General features: G+C 69.9%; 21 protein-coding genes. 12 read left to right on the top strand and 9 right to left on the bottom strand.

The genetic code is table 11. The features are described from left to right. Positions 1 to 8: 8 nt before the first annotated feature. Both NUW50_RS17960 and NUW50_RS17955 read left to right on the top strand, forming a co-directional pair. Entirely contained in the window at positions 9 to 1,265 is a 1,257-nt protein-coding gene (locus tag NUW50_RS17960) for an NAD(P)/FAD-dependent oxidoreductase (RefSeq protein ID WP_258290542.1), read from the top strand. A 31-nt stretch (positions 1,266 to 1,296) separates the two neighbouring features. Then, complete coding sequence (locus NUW50_RS17955; protein ID WP_258290541.1) at positions 1,297 to 2,193, top strand: MBL fold metallo-hydrolase; 897 nt, start codon at positions 1,297 to 1,299, stop codon at positions 2,191 to 2,193. 231 nt (positions 2,194 to 2,424) lie between these two features. Here NUW50_RS17955 and NUW50_RS17950 read toward each other — a convergent pair whose 3' ends face one another. Then, positions 2,425 to 3,483: a YeeE/YedE family protein gene (locus tag NUW50_RS17950; protein WP_258290540.1), complete on the bottom strand. Its 1,059-nt coding sequence runs from the start codon at positions 3,481 to 3,483 to the stop codon at positions 2,425 to 2,427. A 133-nt stretch (positions 3,484 to 3,616) separates the two neighbouring features. On the opposite strand from NUW50_RS17950, the gene NUW50_RS17945 reads away from it, so the two are divergent. The 8 genes from NUW50_RS17945 (at position 3,617) to NUW50_RS17910 (ending at position 12,420) form a co-directional block, all read left to right on the top strand. Beyond that, positions 3,617 to 4,906 (top strand): acetylornithine deacetylase/succinyl-diaminopimelate desuccinylase family protein, encoded by a 1,290-nt coding sequence (locus tag NUW50_RS17945; protein WP_258290539.1) that lies wholly within the window; start codon positions 3,617 to 3,619, stop codon positions 4,904 to 4,906. Continuing rightward, a complete protein-coding gene (locus NUW50_RS17940) occupies positions 4,899 to 5,276 on the top strand; it encodes a DUF488 domain-containing protein (protein ID WP_258290538.1) in 378 nt (125 codons plus the stop codon). Before NUW50_RS17945 ends, NUW50_RS17940 begins: the two co-directional genes overlap by 8 nt. A 112-nt stretch (positions 5,277 to 5,388) precedes the next feature. Continuing rightward, on the top strand, positions 5,389 to 6,855 hold the full coding sequence (locus tag NUW50_RS17935) for an ABC transporter substrate-binding protein (RefSeq protein WP_258290537.1): 1,467 nt from the start codon (positions 5,389 to 5,391) through the stop codon (positions 6,853 to 6,855). A gap of 42 nt (positions 6,856 to 6,897) precedes the next feature. Next, complete coding sequence (locus tag NUW50_RS17930) at positions 6,898 to 7,839, top strand: ABC transporter permease (RefSeq protein WP_258290536.1); 942 nt, start codon at positions 6,898 to 6,900, stop codon at positions 7,837 to 7,839. Continuing rightward, positions 7,836 to 8,696 (top strand): ABC transporter permease, encoded by an 861-nt coding sequence (locus tag NUW50_RS17925; protein WP_258290535.1) that lies wholly within the window; start codon positions 7,836 to 7,838, stop codon positions 8,694 to 8,696. The genes NUW50_RS17930 and NUW50_RS17925 overlap by 4 nt, the downstream gene beginning before the upstream one ends. Further along, on the top strand, positions 8,693 to 10,300 hold the full coding sequence (locus NUW50_RS17920; protein ID WP_258290534.1) for an ABC transporter ATP-binding protein: 1,608 nt from the start codon (positions 8,693 to 8,695) through the stop codon (positions 10,298 to 10,300). Before NUW50_RS17925 ends, NUW50_RS17920 begins: the two co-directional genes overlap by 4 nt. A gap of 212 nt (positions 10,301 to 10,512) precedes the next feature. Next, complete coding sequence (locus tag NUW50_RS17915; protein ID WP_258290533.1) at positions 10,513 to 11,259, top strand: SDR family oxidoreductase; 747 nt, start codon at positions 10,513 to 10,515, stop codon at positions 11,257 to 11,259. 162 nt (positions 11,260 to 11,421) lie between these two features. Further along, the gene (locus tag NUW50_RS17910) at positions 11,422 to 12,420 is read left to right on the top strand and encodes a P1 family peptidase (RefSeq protein WP_258290628.1); all 999 of its coding nucleotides are present in this window, start codon (positions 11,422 to 11,424) and stop codon (positions 12,418 to 12,420) included. 200 nt (positions 12,421 to 12,620) lie between these two features. On the opposite strand, the gene NUW50_RS17905 is transcribed toward NUW50_RS17910, so the two are convergent. Then, positions 12,621 to 13,307 (bottom strand): peptidoglycan-binding protein, encoded by a 687-nt coding sequence (locus tag NUW50_RS17905; protein WP_258290532.1) that lies wholly within the window; start codon positions 13,305 to 13,307, stop codon positions 12,621 to 12,623. Next, complete coding sequence (locus NUW50_RS17900) at positions 13,307 to 18,079, bottom strand: CHAT domain-containing protein (protein WP_258290531.1); 4,773 nt, start codon at positions 18,077 to 18,079, stop codon at positions 13,307 to 13,309. The genes NUW50_RS17905 and NUW50_RS17900 overlap by 1 nt, the downstream gene beginning before the upstream one ends. 217 nt (positions 18,080 to 18,296) lie before the next feature. Here NUW50_RS17900 and NUW50_RS17895 point away from each other — a divergent pair, with 217 nt between their 5' ends. After that, positions 18,297 to 19,046: an SDR family oxidoreductase gene (locus NUW50_RS17895; RefSeq protein WP_258290530.1), complete on the top strand. Its 750-nt coding sequence runs from the start codon at positions 18,297 to 18,299 to the stop codon at positions 19,044 to 19,046. 27 nt (positions 19,047 to 19,073) lie between these two features. Further along, positions 19,074 to 19,847, top strand: coding sequence for a cyclase family protein (locus tag NUW50_RS17890; RefSeq protein WP_258290529.1), 774 nt, complete (start codon positions 19,074 to 19,076; stop codon positions 19,845 to 19,847). 45 nt (positions 19,848 to 19,892) lie between these two features. On the opposite strand, the gene NUW50_RS17885 is transcribed toward NUW50_RS17890, so the two are convergent. From NUW50_RS17885 to rhaS, 6 genes are all read right to left on the bottom strand, one after another. Beyond that, positions 19,893 to 21,269 carry an FGGY-family carbohydrate kinase gene (locus NUW50_RS17885; RefSeq protein ID WP_258290528.1) on the bottom strand — a complete coding sequence of 459 codons (1,377 nt, stop codon included), beginning with the start codon at positions 21,267 to 21,269 and terminating at the stop codon, positions 19,893 to 19,895. Further along, entirely contained in the window at positions 21,266 to 21,580 is a 315-nt protein-coding gene (gene rhaM / locus NUW50_RS17880) for an L-rhamnose mutarotase (protein ID WP_258290527.1), read from the bottom strand. The genes NUW50_RS17885 and rhaM overlap by 4 nt, the downstream gene beginning before the upstream one ends. Beyond that, the gene (locus NUW50_RS17875; RefSeq protein WP_258290526.1) at positions 21,580 to 22,581 is read right to left on the bottom strand and encodes an ABC transporter permease; all 1,002 of its coding nucleotides are present in this window, start codon (positions 22,579 to 22,581) and stop codon (positions 21,580 to 21,582) included. The genes rhaM and NUW50_RS17875 overlap by 1 nt, the downstream gene beginning before the upstream one ends. Further along, complete coding sequence (locus tag NUW50_RS17870; RefSeq protein ID WP_258290525.1) at positions 22,578 to 23,561, bottom strand: ABC transporter permease; 984 nt, start codon at positions 23,559 to 23,561, stop codon at positions 22,578 to 22,580. The genes NUW50_RS17875 and NUW50_RS17870 overlap by 4 nt, the downstream gene beginning before the upstream one ends. Positions 23,562 to 23,745: 184 nt before the next feature. Beyond that, a complete protein-coding gene (locus NUW50_RS17865; protein ID WP_258290524.1) occupies positions 23,746 to 25,284 on the bottom strand; it encodes a sugar ABC transporter ATP-binding protein in 1,539 nt (512 codons plus the stop codon). A 74-nt stretch (positions 25,285 to 25,358) separates the two neighbouring features. Next, positions 25,359 to 26,348 carry a rhamnose ABC transporter substrate-binding protein gene (gene rhaS, locus NUW50_RS17860; RefSeq protein ID WP_258290523.1) on the bottom strand — a complete coding sequence of 330 codons (990 nt, stop codon included), beginning with the start codon at positions 26,346 to 26,348 and terminating at the stop codon, positions 25,359 to 25,361. Positions 26,349 to 26,371: the final 23 nt, after the last annotated feature.

Below are 26,371 nucleotides of genomic sequence, written 5' to 3'. Positions count from 1 at the left end.
GAGGCCCCATGCAGACGCGACGCAGATTTCTGGGCTCGGCTGCGGCGCTCGGCGCGGCACTCGCCGCGCCTTCGCTGGCGCAGGGGACGCCCCGGGTCGTGGTGGTCGGCGGCGGCGCCGGCGGCGCCACGGCGGCGCTGCACCTGGCCCGGCAGGCCGCCGGCGCGCTGGATGTGACCCTGGTCGAGCCGAACCCGATCTACACCACCTGCTTCTTCTCGAACCACTATATCGGCGGGCTGCGCAGCCTCGACAGCCTGCAGCACGGCTATGGCGGACTGGCGGCGGCCGGGGTCACGCTGGTCCCCGACCGGGCCATCGGCGTCGATCGCCTGGCCCGCACCGTCACCCTGGCCGGGGGCGCGGTGCTGCCCTATGACCGGCTCGTGCTTTCCCCGGGGATCGATTTCGTGCCGGACTCGGTTCCGGGCTGGTCCCCGGCGATGGCCGAGATCATGCCCAACGGCTACAGGGCCGGGCCCGAGATCACGCTTCTGAAGGCGCAGATCGAGTCGATGCGCGAGGGCGGCACCTTCTGCATCGTCACCCCGCCCGATCCCTACCGCTGCCCGCCCGGCCCCTACGAGCGCATATCGATGATCGCCCATGTGCTGAAACAGCGCAATCCGACCGCCAGGATCCTGATCCTCGACCCGAAGCCGAAATACTCGAAACAGGCCCTGTTCGAGGAAGGCTGGCAGAACCACTACACCGGGATGATCGAGCGGATCGGCCCTGACATGGGCGGCGATCTGATCGAAGTCCGGCCCCAGACCATGGAAGTGGTGATCGACGGCGAGGCCGAGCCGGTCGATGTCTGCAACGTCATCCCGGCGCAGGTCGCCGGGCGGATCGTCGCCGAGGCAGGCCTGACCGACGACAGCGGCTGGGCCCCGGTGCGGCCCGAGGACATGACCTCGCGGCTCGACGACTCGGTGCATGTGCTGGGCGACGCGGCGCTGCAGGGCGACATGCCGAAATCCGGCTTTGCCGCCAACTCGCAGGCCCGGGTCGCGGTCCAGGCGATCCTCGGCGCCCTGACCGGGCGCGCGGTGCCACCCGCCGAATACGCCAGCATCTGCTGGTCGGTGCTGGCGCCGGGCGACAGCGTCAAGGTCGGCGCGGTCTATGCCCCGCAGGACGACAAGATCAGCTCGGTGCACGGGTTCATCAGCCAGATGAACGAAGACGCCGAGACCCGGCAGGCCACCTATGCCGAGGGCATGGGCTGGTATGACAACGCCACCGCCGACATGTTCGGCTGAAACGGCCCCGGCCCATTCCACGGAGACCGCCATGCGCCTCACCCGCCGCCACTTCCTGACCGCCGCCACCGCCCTTGTCCCGGCCCGGCTCTGGGCCGGAACCAGGCTCGACCTCGGCGGCGGGATTCAGCTCGACACCCTGTCGGACGGGCATCTGGAACTGCCCGATTCGATGCTTCTGGCCGGCCTGCCCGAGGCCGACCGCCCGGCCTTCCGCGCCGCGCATGATCTGGGCAGCGGCCCGATGCAATCGCCCTGCAACCTGACGCTGCTGCGCGACGGCGCGCGCGTGGTGCTGTTCGACGCCGGCGCCGGGCCGGATTTCCAGGCCACCGCCGGACGGCTGGACCAGGCGCTCGCGGCGCTCGACCTGACGCCCGAGGACGTGACCGACGTGATCTTCACCCACGGCCACCCGGATCACCTCTGGGGCGTGCTGGACGGATTCGACGACCCGCTGTTCCTCAACGCCCGGCACCAGATGGGCGCCACCGAACACGCCTACTGGACCGACCCGGCGACGGTCGACAGCATCGACCCGGGCCGCACCACATTTGCCGTCGGCGCGGCGCGGCGGCTGGAGACGCTGGGCGACATGGTGGATCTGTTCGATCCCGAGACCGAGGTGCTGCCCGGCATCACCGCCCGCGCCACCTATGGGCACACCCCGGGCCATATTGCCTTTGACATCGCCGACGGGCCGCTGCTGGTCGGCGACGCGATCGGCAACGGCCATATCGCCTTCGAGCAGCCGCAGGCGATCTCGGGCACCGATCAGGACCCCGAGACGGGCCGCGAGACCCGGGCCCGGCTGCTGGCCGATCTGGCGGCGTCGGGGCGGGTCATGGTCGGCTTCCACCTGCCCGAGGGCGGTATCGGCCGGGTCGAGACGGCCGGCGCCGCCTATCGCTTCGTGCCCGAGGGCTGAGGATCGTCCCGGACTGCCCGCGATCGCCCCTGGACACGGGTCGGCGCGTCATCCCGGATTCTTGCCCGGCCCCGGGCCGGGCAGCGGCCGTCCCGCCCCCCCGGGGCGGCCGCTTTCGCGACCTCCCCGGCGAGCCGACCGCTGCCCTCGGCGCTCAGGGCATCAAGCCGCCATTCCGGGACAAGGAGCCTGACCACGATCCGCCTTGGCACAAAGCCGGACAGCCCCGCCCTACCCCGCCACGGCGCCGCGCTGATCGACCAGCCAGTCGGTCAGCATCGCTCCGACCCAGATGCAGAACAGCGCCAGCCAGGCGGTCGCCACCAGGATCGAGCTGCCCGACACCCCGTTGCCGATCGAACAGCCCCCGGCCAGCATCCCGCCGAAGCCCATCAGCACCGCCCCGGTCATCGAACGCCGCAACTGGCTCTCGCCCTCGAAGCCCTGAAACCGCAACTCGCGCACCGCCGCCGCCGACAGGAAGGCGCCGATGAAGACGCCGGGCACCAGGCCGATGTCGAAATCCAGCTCCGGCGCCGGAACCAGGAAGAACATCAGCGTCGAGGCCGAGGGTCCGGTAAAGGTGACCGAGGTGACGCTCATCGGCTCGAAACTCATCTGCGCCAGCATGTAGGTCAGCACCCAGCCCACCGCGACCGAGAAGCCGACCCCCGAGGCGAAGATCAGGGTGCGCGGCCCGATCCGGTTGCGCAGCGACAGCACCAGCGCCAGCACCACCGTCGCCAGCCCGACCGCCAGGCCGCTGTATGCCGGCAGATGCAGCATCGCGGCGATGTCCAGGTTGCGCCCGTCCGGCGTCACCCAGAGCTGCGCCAGCCAGTCGCGCAGCGGCGACAGCCAGCCGCGCAGGCTCATCTGTGCCACCACCGCGAAGATCAGCCCGGCGATCAGCGCCCTGAGGTTGCCGGTCGCCGCCAGCACCAGCAACCGCCCCGAACAGCCTCGCGCCAGGACCATCCCGACCCCGAACATCAGCCCGCCGATCACCGCACCCGACAGGCTGCCGGTGACCGCCATCATCCGCGCCTCCTCGGGCCGGAACAGCCCCGCCAGCCGCGCCGCCTGCACCCAGACCAGCGCCGTCGAGAAGGTCAGGAACCAGACCGAGACCTTCGGCCCCAGCCGGCCCCGTGCGAACTCCACCGAAGCCGCCCGCAGGCAGAAGGCCGAACGCTGCGCCGCCACCCCGAAGACCCCGCCGGTCAGAAGCCCGAACAGCGCCGCCAGCGGCCGCTCGCCCAGCCAGTCGATCAAGCTCACGATATCCATGCCACCTCCCGGCCCATCGGCGTTCCGCCGATCCTACGGCCCCACTCTAGCCATGCCTTGATCCATGTCAGCCCGGCTTGCACGCCGCCCGGCAAGGGGCCATGATCGCCCCGACGGCGGAAGGCGGATGGATATGGGCGAAGCTCTGACGGATCGGCTGGACCGCGCCATCGCGGCGCGCGAACACGACCTCGTCACGCTGACCCGTGACCTGATCCGGATCCCGACGCTGAACCCGCCCGGCGACAACTACCGCGAGATCTGCGAATTCCTCGAACGCCGTCTGGGCGCAAGCGGCTTTGCCTGCGAATTCGTCCGCGCCTTCGACACCCCCGGCGACAGCGACCGCTATCCGCGCTGGAACCTGATCGCCCGCCGCGACGGCCCCCGTCCCGGCCCCTGCGTCCATTTCAACAGCCATATCGACGTGGTCGAGGTCGGCCAGGGCTGGACCACCGACCCGTTCGGCGGCGAGTTGAAGGACGGCAGGGTCTATGGCCGCGGCAGCTGCGACATGAAGGGCGGGCTGGCCGCCTCGATCATCGCGGCAGAGGCTTTCCTGGAAGTCTGCCCGGACCATGCCGGCGCGGTCGAGATTTCGGCCACGGCGGACGAGGAATCGGGCGGCTTCGGCGGCGTCGCCTATCTGGCCGAAAAGGGCTGGTTCAACCCCGAGCGGGTCCAGCATGTCATCATCCCCGAGCCGCTGAACAAGGATCACATCTGTCTCGGCCACCGCGGAGTCTGGTGGGCCGAGATCGAGACCAGGGGCGAAATCGCGCATGGCTCGATGCCCTTCCTCGGCGATTGCGCGGTGCGCCACATGGGCGCGGTGATCTCGGCGATGGAGGCCGATCTCTTCCCCGCCCTGGCCCGCAAGCGCACCGCGATGCCGGTGATCCCACCCGGCGCCCGGCAATCGACGCTGAACATCAACTCGGTCCACGGCGGCCAGGCCGAACCCGGAGACGGCTACACCGGCCTGCCCTCGCCGGTGGTGCCCGACAGCTGCCGCATGGTGATCGACCGCCGTTTCCTGATCGAGGAGTCGATCGAGGATGTCGAGGCGGAAATCAGCGGCCTGCTGGAGGGTCTCCGCGCCACCCGCCCCGATTTCGACTATTCCCTGCGCGAGCTGCACCGGGTCCTGCCGACCATGACCGACCGCGACGCCCCGGTCGTCGCCACCGTCGCCAGGGCGATCCTCCAGGTCTTCGGCCACGAGCCGCATTACGTCGTCTCGCCCGGCACCTATGATCAGAAGCACATCGACCGGATCGGCAAGCTGAAGAACTGCATCGCCTACGGGCCGGGCATTCTGGAACTGGCGCACAAGCCCGACGAATATGTCGGGGTCGCGGACATGCTCGATTCCGCCCGGGTCATGGGCCGCGGCCTGATCGACCTGCTGGGCAATGGCTAGGCCGGCGCAACCCGGGCCGGAAGGCCGCGTCCGGCTGAAGCGCGCCTATGACCCGCCGGAACCGGGCGACGGCACCCGGGTTCTGGTCGATCGGCTCTGGCCGCGCGGGGTGCGCAAGGAGGCCGCCGCCATCGACCACTGGATGAAGGAACTAGCCCCCTCGACCCGGTTGCGGAAATGGTTCGGTCACGACCCCGCGAAATGGGAGGAATTCCAGCGCCTCTATGCCGAGGAACTGCGCCCCAACGGCGCAGCGCTGGAGGAATTGCGCGGCCTCGCCCGGCAGGGCGTGGTGACGCTGGTCTTCGGCGCCCGCGACCGGGCGCACAACCAGGCCGTGGTGCTGCGCGGGCTGCTGCTGACGCCCTGAACGCGGCGCCGCCGACCCGCTAAGTGCTTCCCCCGTCGCGGTCTTGCCGTTAACGTCAACCGCGCCGCCCGCCGGACCGAACGCGGGCACAGGGATCACCGGGAGATACCTCATGTTCGATCGCCTCAAACTCGCCTTCGCCGCGCTGGCCATCGGTGCCTCGGGCGCCGCTGCCGCCGATCTCACCGTGGCCATCCAGCTCGAGCCGCCGCATCTCGACCCCACCTCGGCCGCTGCCGGGGCCATCGACTCGGTGCTCTATTCCAACGTCTTCGAAGGGCTGACCCGCTTTGCCTCGGACGGCTCGATCGTCCCCGGCCTGGCCAAGAGCTGGGACATCTCGGACGACGGGCTGGTCTATACCTTCCATCTGCATGACGGGGTGAAGTTCCACGACGGCACCACGATGGACGCCGAGGACGTGAAATTCTCGCTCGACCGGGCCCGGGCCGAGGATTCGACCAATGCGCAGAAGGCGCTCTTCGCCGGCATCGCGGATGTCGAGGTGGTCGATCCGCTGACCGTCAAGGTCACGCTCTCGGCGCCGAACGGCAGTTTGCCCTTCAACCTCGCCTGGGGCGACGCGGTGATCGTGGCCCCCGAAAGCATCGAGAACATCAAGACCAACCCGGTCGGCACCGGCGCCTTCCGCTTCGTCAACTGGGTCCAGGGCGACAAGATCGAACTGGCGAAGAACGAGGATTACTGGGGCACGCCGGCCAGGCTGGACCATGTGACCTTCCGTTTCATCTCCGACCCGACGGCCGCCTTCGCCGCCGTCATGGCTGAGGACGTGGATGTCTTCGCCGGCTATCCGGCACCCGAGAACCTGCCCCAGTTCGAGGCCGATCCGCGCTTCCAGGTCATCATCGGCAATACCGAGGGCGAGACCATCCTGGCGATGAACAACCGCCGCGAACCGCTGAACGACGTGCGGGTGCGCGAAGCCATCGCCCATGCCATCGACCGGCAGGCGATCATCGACGGCGCCATGTTCGGCCTCGGCACCCCGATCGGCGCCCATTTCGCGCCCCACAATCCGGCCTATGTCGATCTCACCGCGCTCTCGGCCTATGACCCCGAGAAATCAAAGGCGCTGCTGGCCGAGGCCGGGGTCGAGAACCTGACCCTGTCGCTGAAACTGCCGCCGCCCTCCTATGCCCGGCGCGGCGGCGAAATCATCGCCAGCCAGCTGCGCGCGGTCGGGATCGAGACCCGGATCGAGAACCAGGAATGGGCACAATGGCTGGAAAACACGTTCAAGGGCCACGACTTCGACCTGACCATCGTCAGCCATACCGAGCCGATGGATTTCGGCATCTACGCCAATCCCGACTACTATTTCGGCTATGACAACCCCGCCTATCAGGAGCTGATCAAGACTCTCGATCTGACCACCGACCCGGCGAAACGGACCGAGCTGATGAGACAGGCGCAAGAGATCATGGCCAAGGACTACGTCAACGGCTTCCTCTTCGAACTGGCCGTCGCCACCGTCGCCAAGGCCGATATCCGCGGCCTGTGGAAGGACGCGCCGACCCAGGCCACCGACCTGACGGCGGTCTATTGGGACGAGTGACGGGCCCGGCGCCGGACCCGGCTTCGGCGCCCTGCTGACGCCATGCTGCGCTACGCACTCCGACGCCTGCTGTCGCTGGCGGTCTCGCTGGTGGTCGCCTCGCTGGTGATCTTCCTGGTCATCGAGGTGATCCCCGGCGACCCGGCCAGCTACATGCTGGGGATCAACGCCCAGCCCGACACCGTGGCGGCACTGCGCAGCGAACTCGGGCTCGATGTCTCGAAGACCGCCCGCTACCTGGCCTGGGTCGGCGGAATGCTGCACGGCGACTTCGGCACCTCCTACACCTATCGCACCGAGGTCGCCGAGATGATCGGCGAGCGGATGTGGATATCGCTGCCGCTGGCGCTCTATGCGCTGACCCTCTCGACGCTGATCGCCTTTCCGGCCGGCATCCTGGCCGCCTCACGACGCGGCTCGGCCACCGATCTGGGGGTGATGGGGGTCACGCAGCTGGGTGTCGCGGTCCCCAATTTCTGGTTCGCCATGCTGATGGTGCTGCTCTTCGCGGTAAAGCTGCGATGGGTCTCGGCCGGCGGTTTCCCGGGCTGGGAGAACGGCTTCTGGCCGGCGCTCAGGGCCCTGACCCTGCCCGCCATCGCCCTGGCCCTGCCGCAGGCCAGCATCCTGACCCGGGTCATGCGCTCCTCGCTGCTCGACACCCTGTCCGAGGACTTCATCCGCACCGCCCGCGCCAAGGGTCTCAACCGCCGCCAGGCGCTCTGGCGCCACGCGCTGCGCAACGCGCTGATCCCGGTGCTCACCATCATCGGCCTGCAGTTCTCGTTCCTGATGGCCGGCGCGATCATCATCGAGCAGGTCTTCTTCCTGCCCGGCATCGGCCGGCTGATCTTCCAGTCGATCTCCAGCCGCGACCTGATCGTGGTCGAATCGGTCGTCATGCTGCTGGTCTTCGCCGTCATCGTGGTCAATTTCGCCGTCGATCTGGCCTATGCCTGGGTCGATCCGAGGCTGCGGCGATGACCCTGCCGGCCGATCCCCGCCCCGGCCTCTGGCGCCAGGCCTTCCGCGCCCGGTCGCTGATCCTCGGCGCCCTGCTCAGCCTGGTATTCCTCGCCGCCGCCCTGCTGTCGTTCCTCTGGACCCCCTACGACGTCGCCGCGCTCGACATCGCCGCCAAGCTCCGCCCCCCCGGCGCCGCGCATTGGCTGGGCACCGACCATTTCGGCCGCGACGTGCTGTCGATGATCATGGTCGGCGCCCGCACCTCGATCGCCGTGGCCGTGGTCGCGGTCGGGATCGGCGTCGGGCTCGGGGTGCCGCTCGGCCTCGCCGCCGCCGCCCGCCGCGGCGGCTGGCTGGACGAGCTGATCATGCGCGCCAACGACCTCGTCTTCGCCTTCCCCTCGCTGGTCATCGCGATCCTGATCACCGCCGTCTTCGGCCCCGGCGCCGTCAACGCCATCCTCGCCATCGGCATCTTCAACGTCCCGGTCTTCGCCCGGCTGACCCGCGGCGCGGCGCTCAGCCTCTGGAAACGCGACTTCATCCTCGCCGCCCGCGTCGCCGGCAAGGGCGCCACCCGGATTTCCGCCGAACATATCCTGCCCAACCTCGCCAACCTGCTGATCGTCCAGGGCACGATCCAGTTCTCGCTCGGCATCCTGGCCGAGGCGGGCCTGTCCTATGTCGGTCTCGGCGCCCAGCCGCCCACCCCCTCCTGGGGCCGGATGCTGGCCGAGAGCCAGACGATGATCTCCTTCGCCCCCTGGCTGGCGCTGATGCCCGGCATGGCGATCGTCCTCACCGTGCTGGGGCTGAACCTGATGGGCGACGGGCTGCGCGACCTGCTCGACCCGCGGCTGAGGCGGCAGAGATGAGCCTGCTTGCCATCCAGGACCTCCGGGTCTCGATCCACGGCCAGCCGATCCTGAAGGGCATCGACCTGACCGTCGCGCCCGGCGAGATCGTCGCCGTCACCGGCGAAAGCGGCTCGGGCAAGTCGATGACCGCCTATGCGGTGATGGGGCTGTTGCCGCAGGGCGCCGAGGCCCGCGGCTCGATCCGGCTCGGCGGCACCGAGATTCTCGCCGCCTCCGAGCCCGAGCTCTGCCAAATCCGCGGCAACCGGGTCGGGATGGTGTTCCAGGAGCCGATGACGGCGCTCAACCCGGTCCACCGGATCGGCGACCAGGTGGCCGAGACGATCCGCATCCACGCCGGCGCCTCGCGGGCCGAGGCCGCCGCCCGCGCCCGCGACGCCCTGGCCCGCGCCGAGCTGCCGCCCGACCGCTTCCCGGCCTCGCGCTACCCGCACGAACTGTCCGGCGGCCAGCGCCAGCGGGTCGTCATCGCCATGGCCATCGCCCTGCGCCCCGACCTGCTGATCGCCGACGAGCCGACCACCGCGCTCGACGTCACCACCCAGGCCCAGATCCTGCGGCTGCTGCAACGGCTGGTCGAAACCGACGGCATGGGCCTGCTGATGATCACCCATGACCTTGCCGTGGTCTCCGGCCTCGCCGACCGGATCGCGGTGATGCGCGCCGGCGAGGTGGTGGAACAGGGCCCGACCCGCCAGCTGCTGGCGCATATGTCCCACCCCTATACGAGGATGCTCTTCGAGGCTTCGGACCATGCGGTGGCCATGCCCCCCGCCCCCGACAGCCCGGCGCCGCTGCTGGAACTGCGCGACGTCACCCGCGACTATCCCGGCCCGCGCAGGGGCCTGATCGGCCGCGCCCCGCCGATCCGCGCCGTCGACGGGGTCTCGTTCCGGATCCAGGCCGGAGAGCGCGTCGGCCTGGTCGGCGAATCCGGCTGCGGCAAGTCCACCCTGACCCGCGCCATCCTGGGGCTGGACCCGATCCGGTCCGGCAGCATCACCATCGACGGCCAGCCGGTCTTCATCGACCACCACGCCAACCGCGCCGTGCGCCGCAAGATGCAGGTGGTGTTCCAGGACCCCTACGGCAGCTTCAACCCGCGGCACCGGGTCGCCCGGCTGATCTGCGAACCGTTCCACCTGCTCGACAGCCCGCCGCAGGGCGCCGCCCGCCGGGCCGCCATCGCCGAGGCGCTCACCGCCGTCGGGCTGAGCCCGGAGGATGCCGGGAAATACATCCACCAGTTCTCCGGCGGCCAGCGACAGCGGATCGCCATCGCCCGCGCCCTGATCATCAAGCCCGAGCTGATCCTGCTCGACGAGGCGGTCTCGGCGCTGGATGTCTCGGTCCGGGCGCAGATACTCGACCTGCTGGCCGATCTCTCGGGGCGCTACAACCTGGCCTATCTGTTCATCAGCCACGATCTCAGCGTGGTGCGCGGCGTCACCGACCGGGTGCTGGTCATGCAGCGCGGCAAGATCGTCGAACAGGGGCCGACCGCGCAGGTGCTGGAACATCCCGAACACCCCTATACGCGGGCGCTGCTGGAGGCGGCGCCCAGATTGCCGGATCTGGACATGCTGCGGGCCGGGGGCTGACAGCGCCCGCAGCTCCCCGGATCGCGCCGCACCGCCCCCCGGCCACACACGCCCCCCGGCAAAGGCGCCCACCGCTCCCGCCGCCGCGCACGCCCCCCATCTTCGGGTTTCAAATACTCCCGCCGGAGGCTCCCGCCCTCTCCTTCCGTCCCGACGTCTTGCCATTCCGCCCCGGCTGTCGAACACTCGGCCCCGAACAATCGGGGGACGCCATGCGACTGAAGGGAAAGACCGCCATCGTGACCGGCGCGGCGCAGGGGTTCGGCGCCGGGATCGCCGCCAAATTCGCCGCCGAGGGGGCCCGGGTGATGGTGGTGGACCTGAACCTTGCCGGGGCCCGGGCCACGGCGGCCGGGATCGGCAACGGGGCGCTGGCGCGGCAGGTGAATGTCGCCGACGGGGCCGAGGTGAAGGCCATGGCCGAAGCCGCGTTCGAGACCTTCGGCCGGCTCGACATCCTGGTCAACAATGCCGGCGTCACCCATCTTCCGGCGCCGATGGAGACCGTGTCGGAGGCCGATTTCGACCGGGTGCTGGCGGTCAACGTCAAGGCGATCTACCTGACCGCGCGCGAGATCGTGCCGCATATGAAATCCAACGGCAGCGGCGCGATTCTCAACATCGCCTCGACCGCCGGGGTCAGCCCGCGGCCGAACCTGAACTGGTACAATGCCTCGAAGGGCTGGGTCATCACCGCGACAAAGGCGATGGCGGTGGAGCTGGCGCCGAAGGGCATCCGGGTCAACGCGCTGAACCCGGTGGCGGGGGAAACGCCGCTGCTGAAGAGCTTCATGGGCGAGGATACGCCGGAGATGCGGGCCAAGTTCCTGGCGACGATCCCGCTGGGCCGGTTCTCGACCCCGGAAGACCTCGGCAATGCCGCCTGTTTCCTCTGCTCGGACGAGGCGGGCATGATCACCGGCGTCGCCATGGAAGTGGACGGGGGCCGCTGCATATGAGCCGCGCTCCGGCCCGGTCGGCAGGGGCCTGACAATGCCCGGCCGAATCTTGAGAACCCGTTTACCACGATGGGGCCGTATTTCGGTTCTCCTGCAATATCAACAACTTGACCCCCCGTCCCCATGGGGACGCCCTGGAAAGCTCCTGTGATGCGCCTCCAGATGCAGCCCGGACCCCGCAATCTGATCACCGACGTGCCCGGCCTTCTGGTCGGCAATGCCGAGGATGCCGGGTTGAAATCCGGCGTCACGGTGCTGACCTCGGCGACGCCCTTCGCCGCCTCGGTCGCGGTTCTCGGCGGCGCGCCCGGCACCCGCGAGACCGATCTGCTGGCGCCGGAGAACTCGGTCGGCGCGGTCGATGCGCTGGTTCTCTCCGGCGGCTCGGCCTTTGGTCTGGATGCCGCCTCCGGCGTCTCGGATGCGCTGCGCGAGGCCGGTCGCGGCTTTCAGGTCGGCCCGGCGCGGGTGCCGCTGGTCCCGGCGGCGATCCTCTTCGATCTGCTGAACGGCGGCGCCAAGGACTGGCAGACGAACCCCTACCCGGCGCTCGGCCGCGCCGCCTTCGCCGCGGCGGCGGAAGAGTTCCGGCTCGGCAGCGCCGGCGCCGGAACCGGGGCGCTGACCGGGATGCTGAAGGGCGGTCTCGGCTCGGCCTCGTTCCGCCTGGCCTCGGGCGTGACCGTCGGCGCGCTGGTCGCGGCCAACCCGGTCGGCAGCGTCACCACCCCGGGCGAACGCCATTTCTGGGCGGCGCCCTTCGAGCAGGGCGACGAGTTCGGCGGGCTCGGCCCCGATCCCCGTGCCGGCCTGGGCACGGCGTTCGAAAGCCGCAAGATGGGCTCTGCCCGCGCCAATACCACCATCGCCATCGTCGCCACCGACGCGGCGCTGAGCAAGGCCGAATGCAAGCGCCTGGCGATCGCCGCGCATGACGGGATCGCGCGCGCCGTGGTCCCGGCCCATACCCCGCATGACGGCGATCTGGTGTTCTCGGTCTCGACCGGCGCCCGGCCGCTGCCGGCCGATGACCCGATGGCGCTGTTCGGGATCGGCCATGCCGCCGCGCTCTGCCTGGCCCGCGCCATCGCCCGCGCCGTCTATCTGGCCGAACCCGCCCCGAACGACCGTCTGCCCTGCTGGAGAAATGGCGGTGCCTGAGATCGCGGTCAACGGGCGCTCGCCGCAGCACGCGCGCGAAGGCGCCGGCCCGCCGGCCTGTCGCCGGAGGTCGCCGAGGCGCGGGCCCGGGCCGAGGCCGTGCTGGCCCGGAATCGGGGCTGACGGCAGCGCCGGCCGGACGCGGCGGGAGCCTCCGGCGGGAGTATTTGCAGACCCGTAGATGCGAGGGAACGCCGACCCTAGCAGCCCCCCAGAGCGTAGCCCGTGAAGACCCCGAGACGGCGCAGCAGGGCGGCATCGGACTTGCCGGTCTGCGGCAGGCCGACCTCGGCCTGAAATGCTGCGACGGCGGCGGCTGTCTCGGCGGTGTAGTACCAGTCGGGCGGCTCGGCGAGATAACCGCCCGCCGCCAGATAGGATTCGATCCGCGCCACCGCCGGGTAGAAATCGCCCGGCTCGAGCAGATAGGGCTGCGCCTGCCCGGCGCCGTCGCAGGCCTCGGGCGGGGCCGGGTCGAGCTGATAGCGGCCGGTGAAGCCCAGCCCGTCGGCGTCGAACTGCACCAGGCCGAAGCTGAGGCTTTCGATCCGGGCGGATTCGAAGCGCAGATGTTCGAAATCGGCGGTGAGCCGTCCATCCTCGGTGTCGAGCGTCACGTTGCCGCCGTCGCATTCGACGCCGCAGGAGGCATGGCCCTCGTCATCCAGCGGGCAGGTGAATTCGAATCGCACATAGGGGGCACCGGGCAGGGTCAGGGCGATCTCGCCGGCGCCGGTGACGGTCAGGCTTTCGACGGTACCCGGATCGGCGGCATCGGGCAGGCTGTAGCAGGCGTCCCGGCCCGGGTCCTGGGCCAGCGCCGGGCCGGCGAGCGCCAGGAGGAGCGCGGGCCACCGCAGGGCGGCGCGGGAACCGGACGGGGGCATCACGAAGCTCCTTGCAGCAAGATCACCGGCGCCCAGAAGAACGGGTGGCTGTAGCCGGGGAAGAGGGCGGTCGAGGGGCGCGGCTTCAGGGCGATTCCGCCGCGCAGGGTCAGGGTCGCAGACCCGGCGTCGGTGTCAAGAAAGCTCCGCTGGGTCTCGGCCAGGGCCAGGTCGAGCGCCGGCGCATCCGAAGCGAGCTGACGGGCATAGAGCCCCTCCATGAAGGCAGCGGTGGCGCCGTCGGCGACCGGCCAGAGCGTCGCCAGCACCGCCCGGGCGCCTTCGTCCTGGGCAATGGCGGCGAAGCTCTCCAGCTCGGACCCGTCGGCGCCGGGCAGGCCATAGCCGGTGTCGCAGGCCGAAAGCGTCAGCAGGCCGACCTCGGAGAAATCCAGATCGACCCCGAATCCGTCGCGCAGGTCGGAGACGGTGAGACGGCTGCCGTCACCGAGCAACAGGAAGGAGTCGTCCTCGCTGGCACCGAGATGGAAATGCGAGGCGATGTGCAGGATGCCGAACTCGGGCGCGAAGGCATCGCCGAAGACCAGCGAGCGGGCCAGCGCGGCACGGGTGAAGGCGGCGTCGAGCAGCGCGACGCCGTCGAGCAGGCCGGTGTCGCTGTCCGGGGTCCGGACCAGCGCCGCCAGTTCGCGGCGCACCCCGGGCAGGGGCGCGAAGCCGTCGCCGCCCTGTGCGGCCCCGAAGGCGGCGATCCGCGTGAGGCTCTGGCCGGGGCCGCCGATCCGTGCCTCGGTGGCCAGGCTGAGGGCATAGCTTTCGACCAGCCAGCCGGCGTCGTTGCGCAGCGCCGCGAAGGGCAGATAGCGCAGCGGGCCGTCGGGCGAGAGGATCAGCGTGTCGATCCCGGCCGCCTGCAATTCGGCCTCGGCTTCGGGAGGCAGCAGCAGGTTGCCCAGTTGCCGGGCGGCGGGGCGCGGGTCGCTGGCCGGATCGCGGAGCGCGGCGCGCAGGCTGTCGACGCTGGCCGAGAGGGCCTCGGCCGAGAGCGGTTCGCCGCCGATCCGGTCCAGCACGAAGGCGCGTTGCGAGACCGGGGTGGTCAGGATCAGGCCGATGCGGTCGGGCAGGACGACATATTGCAGCGCCGCGGCCCGGCGCCCGGCGAGGGCCCGCAGATGCCGCTTGATCGTCGCCCCGGCGGCCAGCTGCCGGGCATCCTTCGACTGGCCCTGCGCCTTCACCGCCGCGACCAGGCTGGCCAGTTGCGCATCGCGTTCGGCCGCCCCGGCGGCCAGTGCGGCGTCGAGCGCCGAGAGTTCGGCGGTTTCGGCTTCGCTCAGGGCGCGATCGCGCGACAGCAGCAGCAATTCGCGCCGCCGCAGCGCCTGTCCGGTGACGGTGGGCGCGATGTCGCCGAGACGGGTCACCAGCGCCTGCTCCTCGGCGGTTTCCGGCAGCCGGTCCAGACTGTCGCTGCGCAACGCCGGGTCACGATCGGCAAAGCGATAGGTCTCGAAGCTCTTCAGCATCATCAGCACCCGGTCGGCCTCGGCCGGGTGGCCCTGGCGGATCAGCAGGTCGGCAAGCCAGCGGTAATGGTCCGAGACCTGGTCGCGGAAGCACAGCTGCAGATGTTCGGGCAACCCGGCGAGACTGGCGCGGATACCTTGCAGCCGGTTCACCGCGCGGCGGGCGAGGCTCAGCGCCATCTCTCCCTGGCCAAGCGCGGCCAGCCGCTCGGAAGCGGTGGACCAGGCGCAGACCCGGGTGAGATCGGCAGGCAGGGCGCCGTCGAGAACCGCCGTGGTCTCGGCCCTGGCGAGGTCGCTGCCCATGGCGATGAGTTCCAGTTCCAGCGCCCGGCTGCCCTGCCCCGCCGCCGCTTCCAGCGTCGAAAGCCGCCGGGCGGCGAAGGCCAGGCCCCGGCTCTCCCGGCCGAGCGGCTCGGCGATGTCATAGGCGCGGCGGGCCTGCTCCAGCGTCAGCGACGAGGTTTCGGGGCGGCGGGCGAGGTCGGGATCGCCGACCAGTTCGAGGAATCCGCGGGCATTGCGGTCGCCATGGGCGCCGAGCGCGGCCAGCAGGGCCCGGAACCCGTCCATGTCCTGCGGTGTGCCGCCGCCGACGATGCGCGAGACGATGCGGCGGAAGGCGGCGTTGCGGGTCGCGAAACGCGGCTGGTCGAGGCCGCCATTGTATCCGGGCGCCAGAGCCAGGCGCGGCAGCGTGGCGACAGTGGCGCGGGCGCCGGCGAAATCCCCGAAGAAGCTCTGCACGTCGAGCAGGGCCTCGGTGGCGGCGGTCGGGATCGGCTCGAATTCCGGAACCGTCTTGCGGGCCTCGGCCTCGGCCGCGGCGGCAGCCCGCAGCCAGTCATGGGCCGGGGCGATCAGCGCCGGGTCGATGCCGCCCACCGCGGCGCGGTGCTGGAAGGTGACGCAATCGGCGATCTCGAAACTGCAGCCGGACTCGATATGCCGGGCCAGCCGCAGCGGATCGTGCTGCCGCAGCCACATGCCTTCCAGCGTGCCGTCGAGCAGGGCCACCGGGTCCTCGTCGGGGTGTTTCAGATCGGGCCGGGCCAGCAGGATATGCGCCAGACCGGCACGGCTGGCCGGGGCGCCCTGTTCGCGGTCGCTGGCAAATTCGAGCGCCAGCCGGAACCATTCGGCGGCTTCGGCGAAATCCGGCGCCAGTCCGGCATCGGGCGCCATATAGGCCAGCCCCATCCTGCGGGCGGTGTCCTGGCCGTCGAAGGCGCGATAGTCCTCTTCCGCGACCCAGTCGCGCAACCTTTCCCGGGCGGCGGCGGAGAGTTCCGCCCCCGGCCCTTCGGTGAAGAACGGCCGGCCGGCAGCGCGACCGGCGCGGACCTGCGCCAGCCCCTCCACCCAGGGCCGGCTGCCCGGTTCGGGGTCCAGGCCAAGCCCGGCGCGCCAATGCCGTTCGGCGGCGAGCCAGTCCTGCGGCACATGGATGCCGCGTTCGTAGAACCCGGCCAGCGCCAGATGCGCCGCGGGCTGGCCCGAGTCCGCTGCGGCGCGATACTGCGCCAGCGCGGCCTGCGGATCGGCGGCGACGCCATAGCCCTGTTCCAGCGCCTGAGCATAGCGCAACTGCGCCAGCCCCAGCCCCTGCCCGGCGGCATGGGCGATCAGGCCGATCGCGTTGGCGACAAGCTCGGGGCTCTTCGGGGCCTCGGCATAGCCTTCCAGCATCAGGCTGGCGGTGGCGAAGGCGACGAAGGGGTCGGCCTTGTCGATCACCGCTTGCCGCGCCTCGGGCCAGAGCGCGGTGAGCGTCGCCAGCTGGTTCATCGCCAGAAGCCCGTCGAAGGTGAGCGTCGCTTCGACCCGGATCAGCCCGTCGGGAACATCGCCATAGCCGCCGTAGGCCTGCGAGACGAAAAAGGAGTCGCCGCCGGCATTGGCCATCGCCACCAGCCCCGCCGCCAGTTCCCCGGCGCCGGTGCCGTCGTCGCGGGCCTGCAGGAACCGGGCCGCCCGGACCTGACGTGAGCGCAGGTTATGGGCGGCAAGCCCCCGGGCGTTGTAGCGCCGGATGATGTCGGCCCGCAGTTCGGGGTCGAGCGGATAGCTGTCGATCCCGGCGGCGATCAGGTCGAGCTGCACCGAGACTTCACCGACCGAGAGTTCCCCGGGCAGGTCCAGCACCAGCCCCAGCAGGGCGACGGCGGTATCGGGATGGGCGGCGACCTCGGGCCGTTGCAGGGCCTGCTCGGCGGCCCAGCCGAGACCGAGAACCATGTCGCGCCGCTCGATCGGATTGGCCGGGGGCGGCGCCTCTGGATCGGGCATCAGCGCCTCGACCAGCAGGCGCGCCCGATCCCGCGCCTGGAGACCCGAAACCGGCGGCAGGCCTTCGACCAGAAAGGCAGGCAGGGTGCCGCCGGGTTCCGACCAGAGATCGGGACGGGCGCAGAACCGGCGCAGGCTGGCCAGCGCCGAAGAGAAATGGGCCGGACCGGAACGGGCGGCCTCGATCAGGAAGGGGCGGACCAGCGCCATCGTGCCGTCACGCGGGTCGCGCCCGGCAGCACATTCGGCGGCCAGGGCCAGCGCCGCGCGGCTGTCCTGAAGGGGCGCCTCGGGGTCTTCGGCGCAGAGCCCGCCGCGGGCCTGCAACGCCGCCAGCTGCACCACCTCTCCCGGAGTCGGCTTGGCGGTGCCGCGCATCCGCAGCTTGCGCGCCGCATCCTGCTGGGTCCGGGATGCCTGCCGGATCGCCTTGTTCCAGGCGGTGCGGCTGACCGGGCCGAAGGCGCCGTCGATCTCGCCCTCCAGGCAGCCATGCTGGGCGAGGATTTCCTGCGCGAGCCGGTAATGGGTCCGGTAGCGGCCCGGCTTCTCCCGGTCGGCCGCGGCGAATCTCGCCAGGCTGTCGGCGGCAATCGCGTTCTGCATCGGGCAGAGCGCCGGCCCCAGGGCCTCGGCCTCGGCCTGCATCCGGTCGCGTGCGGGTCCAAGCTGGGCCAGGAAATACTCGACCCAGTCGCGGGCATTCTCCATCCGCCCGACATGGCCGCCGCGCAGGAGGTAGTCGGTCATCCCGGCCTCGACCCAGCCGGCCAGCTGCTCGGCGCCGAGATCGCCCCAGGACAGGGCGAAGAGCATCAGATCTTCATAGTCGAATTCGCCGGCCAGGTCGGATCGTTCGAGGTCCCAGCCGCAGGTCTGGGAGTCGATCACCGAGGCCCAGGCATCGATCTGCGAGGGCGGCGCCGACGCCGAAGCGTCCTGCGCCACGACCGGAGCGGCCGCCGAAAGCAGACAGACCCGTGCCAGGCCCAACAAGACCGTCCTGATCGGCGCGCCCCAACGCAAAGCCTGATCGCCCCCTTAACCCTTGGGCAAGGGTATTCGCAGCGGGCCCGGCCCATCAAGTCCGGTCTGGAAAACAGTGCGTTGCGGGATCCGGGCCGCATGGCCGGCGCAGGAGCGGCCGGGCAAGGGGTTGCGGCCCGGGGCCGGCTGGGCGAGGTTCGGCGCAAAACGGAAGGACAATCCCATGCCCGACACATCCCGCCCCATCCTCATCCTTGGCGCCAGCCGTGGCATCGGGCTGGCCGCAGCCGAGGCGCTGGCCGCCCGGGGGTTCCCGGTCGCGCTCGGTTGCCGCAAACCGGCGGATGCCCAAGCGGCCGCTGCGCGGCTGGCCGAAACGGGGGCGCAGGCGCTGCCACTGACCGTCGATGTCACCGACTTTGCCGCCGTCGAGGCCGCCGTCGCCGCGACCTGCGACTGGAAGGGGGCGCTTGGCGGGCTGGTCAACAATGCCGGCATCATCGAGCCGATCGGCCGGCTGGCCGAGACCGACCCCGCCGCCTGGGCGCATCTGATCCAGGTCAACCTGACCGGTGCCTATCACGGGTTGCGCGCCGCCCTGCCCCGGCTGGCCCGGGGCGGCGCGGTGGTGAATATCTCGTCCGGCGCGGCCAGCGCGCCGATGGAGGGCTGGAGCGCCTATTGCGCCTCGAAGGCCGGGATGGCGATGCTGACCCGCTCGGTGCATCACGAATATGGCGCCGAGGGCGTCCGGTGCTATGGATTTCGGCCCGGGGTGGTCGATACCGGGATGCAGGTCTCGATCCGGGCCTCGGGAATCAACCCGGTCAGCCAGTTGCCGCGTGAATCGCTGGCACCGCCCGAAGTGCCCGCGGCGGGGATCGCCTGGCTGATTGCCGAGGCGCCGGAAGACCTGTCGGGTCAGGAAGTCGATATCCGCGACGAGACCTTTCTGGCCCGGATGAATGCATAGGCCACGGGGCCGGGGAGAGTGCCGGCAATGACACGTCAGATCATCGACCTTTCTGTCCCGCTGCAGAACGAGGTCAAGGCCGACCCGCCGGGAATGGAGCCGACGATCGACTATGTCGGGCACGAGGAAGGGGTCGCCGGGTTGGTCGCCAGCTTTCCCGGCCTGCGCTCCGAGGACCTGCCGGACGGTCAGGGCTGGGCGGTCGAGCAGGTCCGGTTATCGACCCACAACGGCACCCATATCGACGCGCCCTGGCATTTCCACCCGACGATGAACGGGGGCGAGCGGGCCTGGACCATTGACGAGGTGCCGCTGAACTGGTGCCTGCAGCCGGGGGTCAAGCTGGACTTCCGCCAGTTGCCGGACGGCCATGTGGTCAGCGCCGCCGAGGTGCAGGCCGAGCTGGAGCGGATCGGGCATCGGCTCTCGCCGCTGGAGATCGTCGTGGTGAACACCTCGGCCGGGCGGGCCTATGGCCGGGATGACTATGTATCGCGCGGCTGCGGCATGGGGCGCGAAGCGACGCTCTGGCTGCTGGAACAGGGGGTGCGGGTGACCGGCACCGATGGCTGGAGCTGGGATGCGCCCTTTGTCCACACGCAGAAGCGTTTTGCCGAGACCGGCGATGCCAGCCTGATCTGGGAGGGGCACAAGGCGGGACGGCATCAGGCCTATTGCCACATCGAGAAGCTGCACAACCTGGAAGTGCTGCCCGCCACCGGCTTCACGATCTCCTGCCTGCCGGTGAAGATCGAGGCCGCCTCGGCGGGCTGGTGCCGCGCGGTGGCGATCCTGGATTGAGCCCGGCCGGGATCGAGCTTGCCGGCCGGGAGTCGGGACAGACCCCTAGGGGCGGCAGCGCTCGCGCCAGGCCCGGGCATAGGCCCGCATCGCCGGGTCGCTCTCGACCACCGGTGCCGGATCGGGCGGCAGGGCGCCGGTCCCTTCGCCGGCGAACAGCAGCGCGGCGCCCAATGCGGTGCCGGTGGCCGAAGCCGCGCGGATGACCGGGCGCGCGGTCTCCGCCGAGAGCATCCGCAGGAACAGCGCGTTGCGGGCAAAGGGCCCTTCGACCACCACCGGCCCCTCGGCGCCGATCATGCCCAGGCACTCGGCGGTCATCATGGCCAGATAGAGGCTCAGCGCCGCCTCGCGCCGGGCCGATCCGACGGGTGGTTCCTGCCCGATCCAACGCGCCTTGCGGCCCGGGAAGGGACCGGAGCCCGGCTCCACCGCAGGCAACAGCATCAGGCCGTCGGAGAGGACCGAGGCCAGGGCGGCCCCGGCATCGGTGGCGGATGCGCCCTGCCGGATCAGGTCGTATTCCCGTCCGCCCATGAAACGCGCCGAGGGCACCGGCTGGCCGAAGGCATCGACATTGACCAGCGTGTCGCGGGCGGGATCGAGCCGTTGCTTCGCCCCGCCGACCGCCATGGCGACCACCCAGGTGCCGGTCGAGACCACGGCGAAGGGCGGCTTGCGGGACAGCAGATGCGGATAGAGCGAGGCGTTGGAATCGTGAATCCCGGCCACCACCGGCACCGATCCGCGCAATCCGATCCGCGCCGCGAGATCGGGCAGGACGGGGCCCAGGATCGTCCCCGGACGTTCGGGCGGCGCCAGTTTCGCGCCGATGCCGAGACGGTCCACAAGATCCGAGAACGCGCCCGCCCCCGGGCTCCAGAGATCGGTATGGCAGCCGAGCGAGGTCACATCGGTCGCCGTCACGCCGGTCAGCCGGGCCGCCCAGTATTGCGGGTAGGTGACGATCCTGGCCACCCGATGCAGGAGGTCGGAGTCCTGCTGGGCCTGCCAGTGCAGCTGCGCGCCGAGGTTCAGCCCGACCGGCAATCGCGGCGAACCGGTCTGCGCGAAATCGGGGCGCAGCAGATCATAGGCCGCGGCCGTGGCATCCGGGCCGTCATATTCGTAGTCCAGCACCGGCGCGGCCAGACGCCCGTCCGCGGCCAGCAGCGCCGCCGACGCGCCATGCGTGGTGACCGAAATCGCCTCGATCCCCTGCCGGGCCTGCATGGTGGCCAGCCCGTCGAGCAGGAAGCCCCATATCCCCTCGATGTCGAAATGCGGATAGGGCGGGCCGGGCTGCACATGGTTCGGCCGGGTGGTGACTTGGGATTCGGTCAGCGTCTCCAGATCGACCAGCGCCAGCTTGGCATTGGTCTTGCCGATGTCGATCACCGCGATATGGCGCGGGGTGCTCATGGCATGTGGAACAGGGTTTCCAGCGGCACCGCGACCGGTTCGTTGTCCGGCCGGACCTCCATGATGTCGGCCATATGTGCCCACCAGCGCTGCATCACCGGATGCGCCGGCAGATCGTCCATGCCATGACCGTCGCTGCGCCAGAGGACGCCGAACAGCAGGTTGGTCTCGGGGTCGAGATGGATCGAGTAGTCCCTGACCCCGGCCTCTTTCAGCAGTGCCACGAGCTCGGGCCAGATCGCGTCATGGCGGCGGCGGTATTCCTCGGCCTGGCCGGGGTTCAGCCGCATTCGAAAGGCGTATTTCTGCATTATCTCCTCCGCGCGCCGATCCGCGACCAGAGCCGCGGCAGGGCAATCACTCCGATCAGCAAGAGGCCGATGAAGACCTGCATGACGATACCCGGAACGTTCAGCAGGCCAAGCCCGAAGGTCACCAGCCCCATGACAAAGGCGGCGATGACCACGCCGGGGATGGTGCCCGAACCGCCCAGGATGTTGACCCCGCCAAGGACGACCATGGTGACCACTTCCAGCTCCCAGCCGAGCGCGATGGTCGGCCTTGTCGAGCCGAGCCGCGAGGTCAGGCAGATCGCGGCCAGTCCCGACATCAGCCCGGTCATCAGGAACAGCAGGAACTTCACCCGCCGGACCCGGATGCCGGAGAACAGCGCCGCGGTCTGGTTGTTGCCGATCGCATAGACGGCGCGGCCGAAATTGGTCAGGTGCAGGAGCGCACCGAAACCGACGGCCAGCAGGGCGAAGAGCACCAGCTCGACCGAGAACACCCACCAGACATAGCCCTGGCCGAACCAGGCGAAATCCGCGGGATAGCCGCCATAGGCCTGGTCGCCGAGGACGATCGAGGAGAGGCCGCGGAACAGGCTCATCGTGCCGATGGTGACGACGATCGAGGGCAGGCCCAGCACGGTGACGAAGACCGCGTTGAAGGTGCCGCACAGAAGCCCCACGCCAAGGCCGATCGCCAGCAGTTCGGGCGTGCCGGCCCCGGCCTGCACGGCGGCGCCCATCGCGGTGGAGGCCAGGGCGATGATCGCGGCGACCGAGAGGTCGATCTCGCCCGAGACGATCAGAAGCGCCATGGCAAAGCCGATCATCGCCTTTTCGGTGAAGTTGAAGGTGGCGTCCGAGAGGTTCCAGGCATCGAGGAAATAGGGCGAGGCAAAGCTGTTGGCGGTGAAGATCAGCACCGCGACGATCAGCAGGAGCGCCTCCCAGCTGCGCAGCAGCCGAACACCGGGGCGCGACAGGCGATCGGGGATGTGACGCTCGGTGGCGGCGGTATCGGTCATGCGGCATGCTCGGCGGATTTGAGGATCACCCGGCCCTGGCGCCGGTTGGCGCGGGCGTTGAAGGCGACGGCGATGAGGATCGCCGAGCCGGAAATCGCCATCTGCCAGAAGGGCGAGATGTTCACCACCGGCAAGGCGTTCTTGATGGTGCCGAGGAACAGCGCCCCCAGCACCGCGCCGCCGACCGAACCGATGCCGCCGGCGATCGAGACCCCGCCGATGACGCAGGCCGCCACCACGTCGAGCTCGAAACCGCTGGCGATGTCGACATAGGCCACCGCGTAGCGCGAGACCCAGAGGTAGCCGGTCAGCCCCGCCAGCGCGCCCGACAGGGTGAAGGCGGCGAACTGGGTGCGGCCGGTATTGATCCCGGCATAGACGGCGGCGCGCGGGTTGCCGCCGGTGGCGAAGAAGGCCCGGCCCAGCGGTGTGCGGGAGATCAGCAGCAGGAAGGCGCCGGCGGTCAGGATCGCGCACCAGGTCAGCACCGGCAGCCCGAGGATCTGGGCGCGCGGAAAGGCCTTGAAGACGGCGCTCATCTCATGCGCGTTTACCCACTGGCCCTTGGAGATCAGGAAGATCACGCCGCGAAAGATGGTCATCGTGCCGAGGGTGACGACGATCGGCGGGATGTCGAGCTTCCAGACCAGAAGCCCGTTGATGCTGCCCAGGGCGGCGCCCAGCACCACCACCAGCAGCAGGATGGCGATGATCGGCACGCCCGGAAGCGCCGCGTTCAGCATCGCCGCGACCATGCCGCAGAGGGCCAGGTTGGCGGCGACCGACAGGTCGATGCAGCGGGTCACGATGACCGCCATCTGGCCGAGGGCAAGGATGATCAGCGGTGCGGAATCGTTGAGCACATTGGCAAGGTTGCCGGGCGCGACGAATTCCGGCGCCCTTATGGCGATGAGGGCCAGAAGGGCCAGCAACACGCCGGTGAGGATCGCCTCGCGGGACTTCAGGAAACGGGTCAGCATGGGCGGAGTCCGGTCTGGTCAGGGGTCCAATGGCGCCGGCATCCCGGTCGCGCCCGGCGCGAGGGGCAACGGCCGACCCGACGGGGAGGACGCGATAGCGGCCGCCAGCCCCCCGGCAGGCGCGACGCGTCCGCCCGGGCAGGCGCGGCGCTTGTTCCGAGTGACCCCCTTGCCAAATGGTCGCTCATCCCGCCGCCTCCGAAATCCCCGCCGCATGGCGCACCAGCGTTTCCGGGGTCAGTTCCTCGCCTTCCAGCTCGGCCACGATCCGGCCTTCGCGCATCACGATCACCCGGTCGGACATGCCCAGCACCTCGGGGATTTCCGACGACACCATGATGACGCTCAGCCCCTGCCCCGCCAGTTCCGACATGAAGGCATGCACCGCCGCCTTCGAGCCGATGTCGATGCCCTTGGTCGGCTCGTCCAGGATGATGACCTTGGGCCGGGTCGCCAGCCATTTGGCGATCACCACCTTCTGCTGGTTGCCGCCCGAGAGCGTGCCGACATCCTGATCCAGCGCCGCCGCCCGCAGGTCGAGCCGCCCGGTGTATTCCCGGGTCAGGGCGAATTCGCGGGCCAGCCGCAGGAAGCCGTGGCGCGAGGTCCGGGCCAGCGACGGCAGGGTGACATTCTGGAAGATCGGCAGGCCGATGATGGCGCCCTGGCTGCCGCGATCCTCGGGAACATAGACGATGCCCTGGGCGATGGCCTCGGCCGGAGAGCGGATCACCCGGACCTTGCCGTCGATCCGCACCGCGCCCTTCGCGGGCCGGGTGATGCCGAACAGCGCCTGCATCACCTCGGACCGGCCCGCACCGACCAATCCGTAGAAGCCGAGTATCTCGCCCCTGCGCAGCGAGAAACCGATGTCCTCGAACTCGGTCGGGTGGCTGTAGCCCGCGACGGTCAGGATCGGATCACCGATCGCCGCCGGACGCTTCGGGAAAATCTGATCGACCGCGCGGCCGACCATCAGCCGGACCAGATCATCCTCGGTCACGTCCGCGGTCCGGCCCTCGGCGATGAACTGGCCGTCGCGGAACACCGTGAAGCGGTCCGAAATCCGGAACACTTCGTCGAACTTGTGGCTGATGAAGAGGATCGCCTTGCCCTGTGCCTTGAGCTGCTCGACCAGTTCGTAGAGCTCGGCGATTTCCTTGTGGCTGAGCGCGGCGGTCGGCTCGTCCATGATGACGACGCGGGCGTCGATGCTCAGCGCCCGGGCGATGGCGACCAGATGTTTCGAGGCGATGCCCAGATCGCGCAGCCGGGCGGCGGGGTCGATCCTGGCCCCGATGCCGTCCAGCAGTTCCCGGGCCCGGGCCTGCATGGCGCCGATATCGATCAGGCCGAAGCGGGTGCGGGGCGCGTGGCCGATGAAGATGTTCTCGGCAACCGTCAGATCGTCGAACAGCACGGTTTCCTGATGGATCGCGGTGATCCCGGCCGCGGCGGCGTGATGCGCGGTTCGGAATGCCACCGGCCGGCCGTCGAGCAGGATGCGGCCGCCGTCGGGCTGGTAGATGCCGGTCAGCACCTTGACCAGCGTAGACTTGCCGGCGCCGTTCTCTCCGACCAGCGCGGTCACCTCACCGGCGTGGAGTTCCAGCCGCACGCCGTCCAGCGCCACCACGCCGGGAAAGGTCTTGGTGACATCCTCCAGCGCCAGCAGCGGTTGCGGCATGGCGGCATCGGCCAGTGGGGCTTGCTGGGCGGTCATGATGTCCTGAATCCGGGGGATGGGCGTCCGGCGCCGCGCGGGGCGGCACCGGACCGGGTCCTGTGTTCGGGCGATCAGAAGATCGACTTGAACTCTTCGATGTTCGACTTGTCGTAGACGAAGGGATCCGCCATGGCGCCGTCGCCATGCTCGTCGAGGGTGATCTCGCCCATGCGGCCCATATCCAGGGTCGCGCCGGGGCCGCCCTCGGCCCCTTTCACGAGATCATAGGCCATCATCGTCGCCGAATAGCCCAGATCGATCGGGTTCCAGATCGCGAAGCTCTTCGAAGCGCCGGATTCGATCGCGCCGGCCATTTCCGACGGCAGGCCCAGACCGGTCACGTTGATCTGGCCGATCTTGCCGGCATCGGCCACCGCCTGGGCCGCCGCCACGATCCCGACGCTGGTCGGCGCGATGATCGCCTTCAGGTCCGGGTAGCTCTGCATCAGGCCCTGCGCCTCGCGATAGGACTTGTCGGCCAGGTCATCGCCATAGACCGTCGCCACCACCTTGATGCCGGGATAGTTGTCCATCACCTTCATCATCTCGTCGATCCAGATGTTCTGGTTCGTCGCGGTGGCCGAGGCCGAGAGAATCGCCACCTCGCCGCCATCCGGCATGTGATCGGCGGCCAGCTTGATGATCATGTTGCCGATCAGCGCGTTGGACGAGGGGTTCAGATGGGCCATGCGCCCCGCCTCGGCGACGCCGGAATCCCACGAGATCACCTTGATCCCGCGATCCATCGCCTTCTTCAGCGCCGGCACCAGGGCGTCGGCGTCATTGGCCGAAATGGCAATCGCATCGACCTTCTGCGCGATCAGGGCGTTGATCACCTCGATCTGGCCTTCGGCCGTGGTGTCGGTCGGGCCGGTATAGATGATCTCGACATCGCCGAGTTCCTTGGCCGCTTCCTCGGCGCCCTTGGCCGCGGCTTCGAAGAAGCCGATGCCGAGCGCCTTGACCACCAGCGCGATGCGGACGTCTTCCGCATGCGCCGCGCCCGCGACCATCGTCGCTGCCGTGGCCATTGCGGCCACCGTCTTTTTCAGAATGCTCATCTTGTCCTCCCTGTGAGCCGTTC

Source organism: Frigidibacter sp. ROC022 (assembly GCF_024723735.1).
GTDB lineage: Bacteria > Pseudomonadota > Alphaproteobacteria > Rhodobacterales > Rhodobacteraceae > SLM-1.
The sequence above is the reverse complement of the archived record's forward strand: the minus strand, read 5'-3'. Positions and strand labels throughout refer to the sequence as shown.

Bases quoted from the DNA above. Each gene is read 5' to 3' on its own strand.
- NUW50_RS17925 (WP_258290535.1), top strand. From the start codon at position 7,836: ATGACCCTGCCGGCCGATCCCCGCCCCGGCCTCTGGCGCCAGGCCTTC.
- NUW50_RS17920 (WP_258290534.1), top strand. From the start codon at position 8,693: ATGAGCCTGCTTGCCATCCAGGACCTCCGGGTCTCGATCCACGGCCAG.
- NUW50_RS17885 (WP_258290528.1), bottom strand. From the start codon at position 21,269: ATGAGCACCCCGCGCCATATCGCGGTGATCGACATCGGCAAGACCAAT.
- NUW50_RS17930 (WP_258290536.1), top strand. From the start codon at position 6,898: ATGCTGCGCTACGCACTCCGACGCCTGCTGTCGCTGGCGGTCTCGCTG.
- NUW50_RS17935 (WP_258290537.1), top strand. From the start codon at position 5,389: ATGTTCGATCGCCTCAAACTCGCCTTCGCCGCGCTGGCCATCGGTGCC.
- NUW50_RS17895 (WP_258290530.1), top strand. From the start codon at position 18,297: ATGCCCGACACATCCCGCCCCATCCTCATCCTTGGCGCCAGCCGTGGC.
- NUW50_RS17865 (WP_258290524.1), bottom strand. From the start codon at position 25,284: ATGACCGCCCAGCAAGCCCCACTGGCCGATGCCGCCATGCCGCAACCG.
- NUW50_RS17960 (WP_258290542.1), top strand. From the start codon at position 9: ATGCAGACGCGACGCAGATTTCTGGGCTCGGCTGCGGCGCTCGGCGCG.
- NUW50_RS17870 (WP_258290525.1), bottom strand. From the start codon at position 23,561: ATGCTGACCCGTTTCCTGAAGTCCCGCGAGGCGATCCTCACCGGCGTG.
- rhaS (WP_258290523.1), bottom strand. From the start codon at position 26,348: ATGAGCATTCTGAAAAAGACGGTGGCCGCAATGGCCACGGCAGCGACG.
- rhaM (WP_258290527.1), bottom strand. From the start codon at position 21,580: ATGCAGAAATACGCCTTTCGAATGCGGCTGAACCCCGGCCAGGCCGAG.
- NUW50_RS17890 (WP_258290529.1), top strand. From the start codon at position 19,074: ATGACACGTCAGATCATCGACCTTTCTGTCCCGCTGCAGAACGAGGTC.
- NUW50_RS17875 (WP_258290526.1), bottom strand. From the start codon at position 22,581: ATGACCGATACCGCCGCCACCGAGCGTCACATCCCCGATCGCCTGTCG.
- NUW50_RS17915 (WP_258290533.1), top strand. From the start codon at position 10,513: ATGCGACTGAAGGGAAAGACCGCCATCGTGACCGGCGCGGCGCAGGGG.
- NUW50_RS17950 (WP_258290540.1), bottom strand. From the start codon at position 3,483: ATGGATATCGTGAGCTTGATCGACTGGCTGGGCGAGCGGCCGCTGGCG.
- NUW50_RS17910 (WP_258290628.1), top strand. From the start codon at position 11,422: ATGCAGCCCGGACCCCGCAATCTGATCACCGACGTGCCCGGCCTTCTG.
- NUW50_RS17940 (WP_258290538.1), top strand. From the start codon at position 4,899: ATGGCTAGGCCGGCGCAACCCGGGCCGGAAGGCCGCGTCCGGCTGAAG.
- NUW50_RS17945 (WP_258290539.1), top strand. From the start codon at position 3,617: ATGGGCGAAGCTCTGACGGATCGGCTGGACCGCGCCATCGCGGCGCGC.
- NUW50_RS17905 (WP_258290532.1), bottom strand. From the start codon at position 13,307: ATGCCCCCGTCCGGTTCCCGCGCCGCCCTGCGGTGGCCCGCGCTCCTC.
- NUW50_RS17955 (WP_258290541.1), top strand. From the start codon at position 1,297: ATGCGCCTCACCCGCCGCCACTTCCTGACCGCCGCCACCGCCCTTGTC.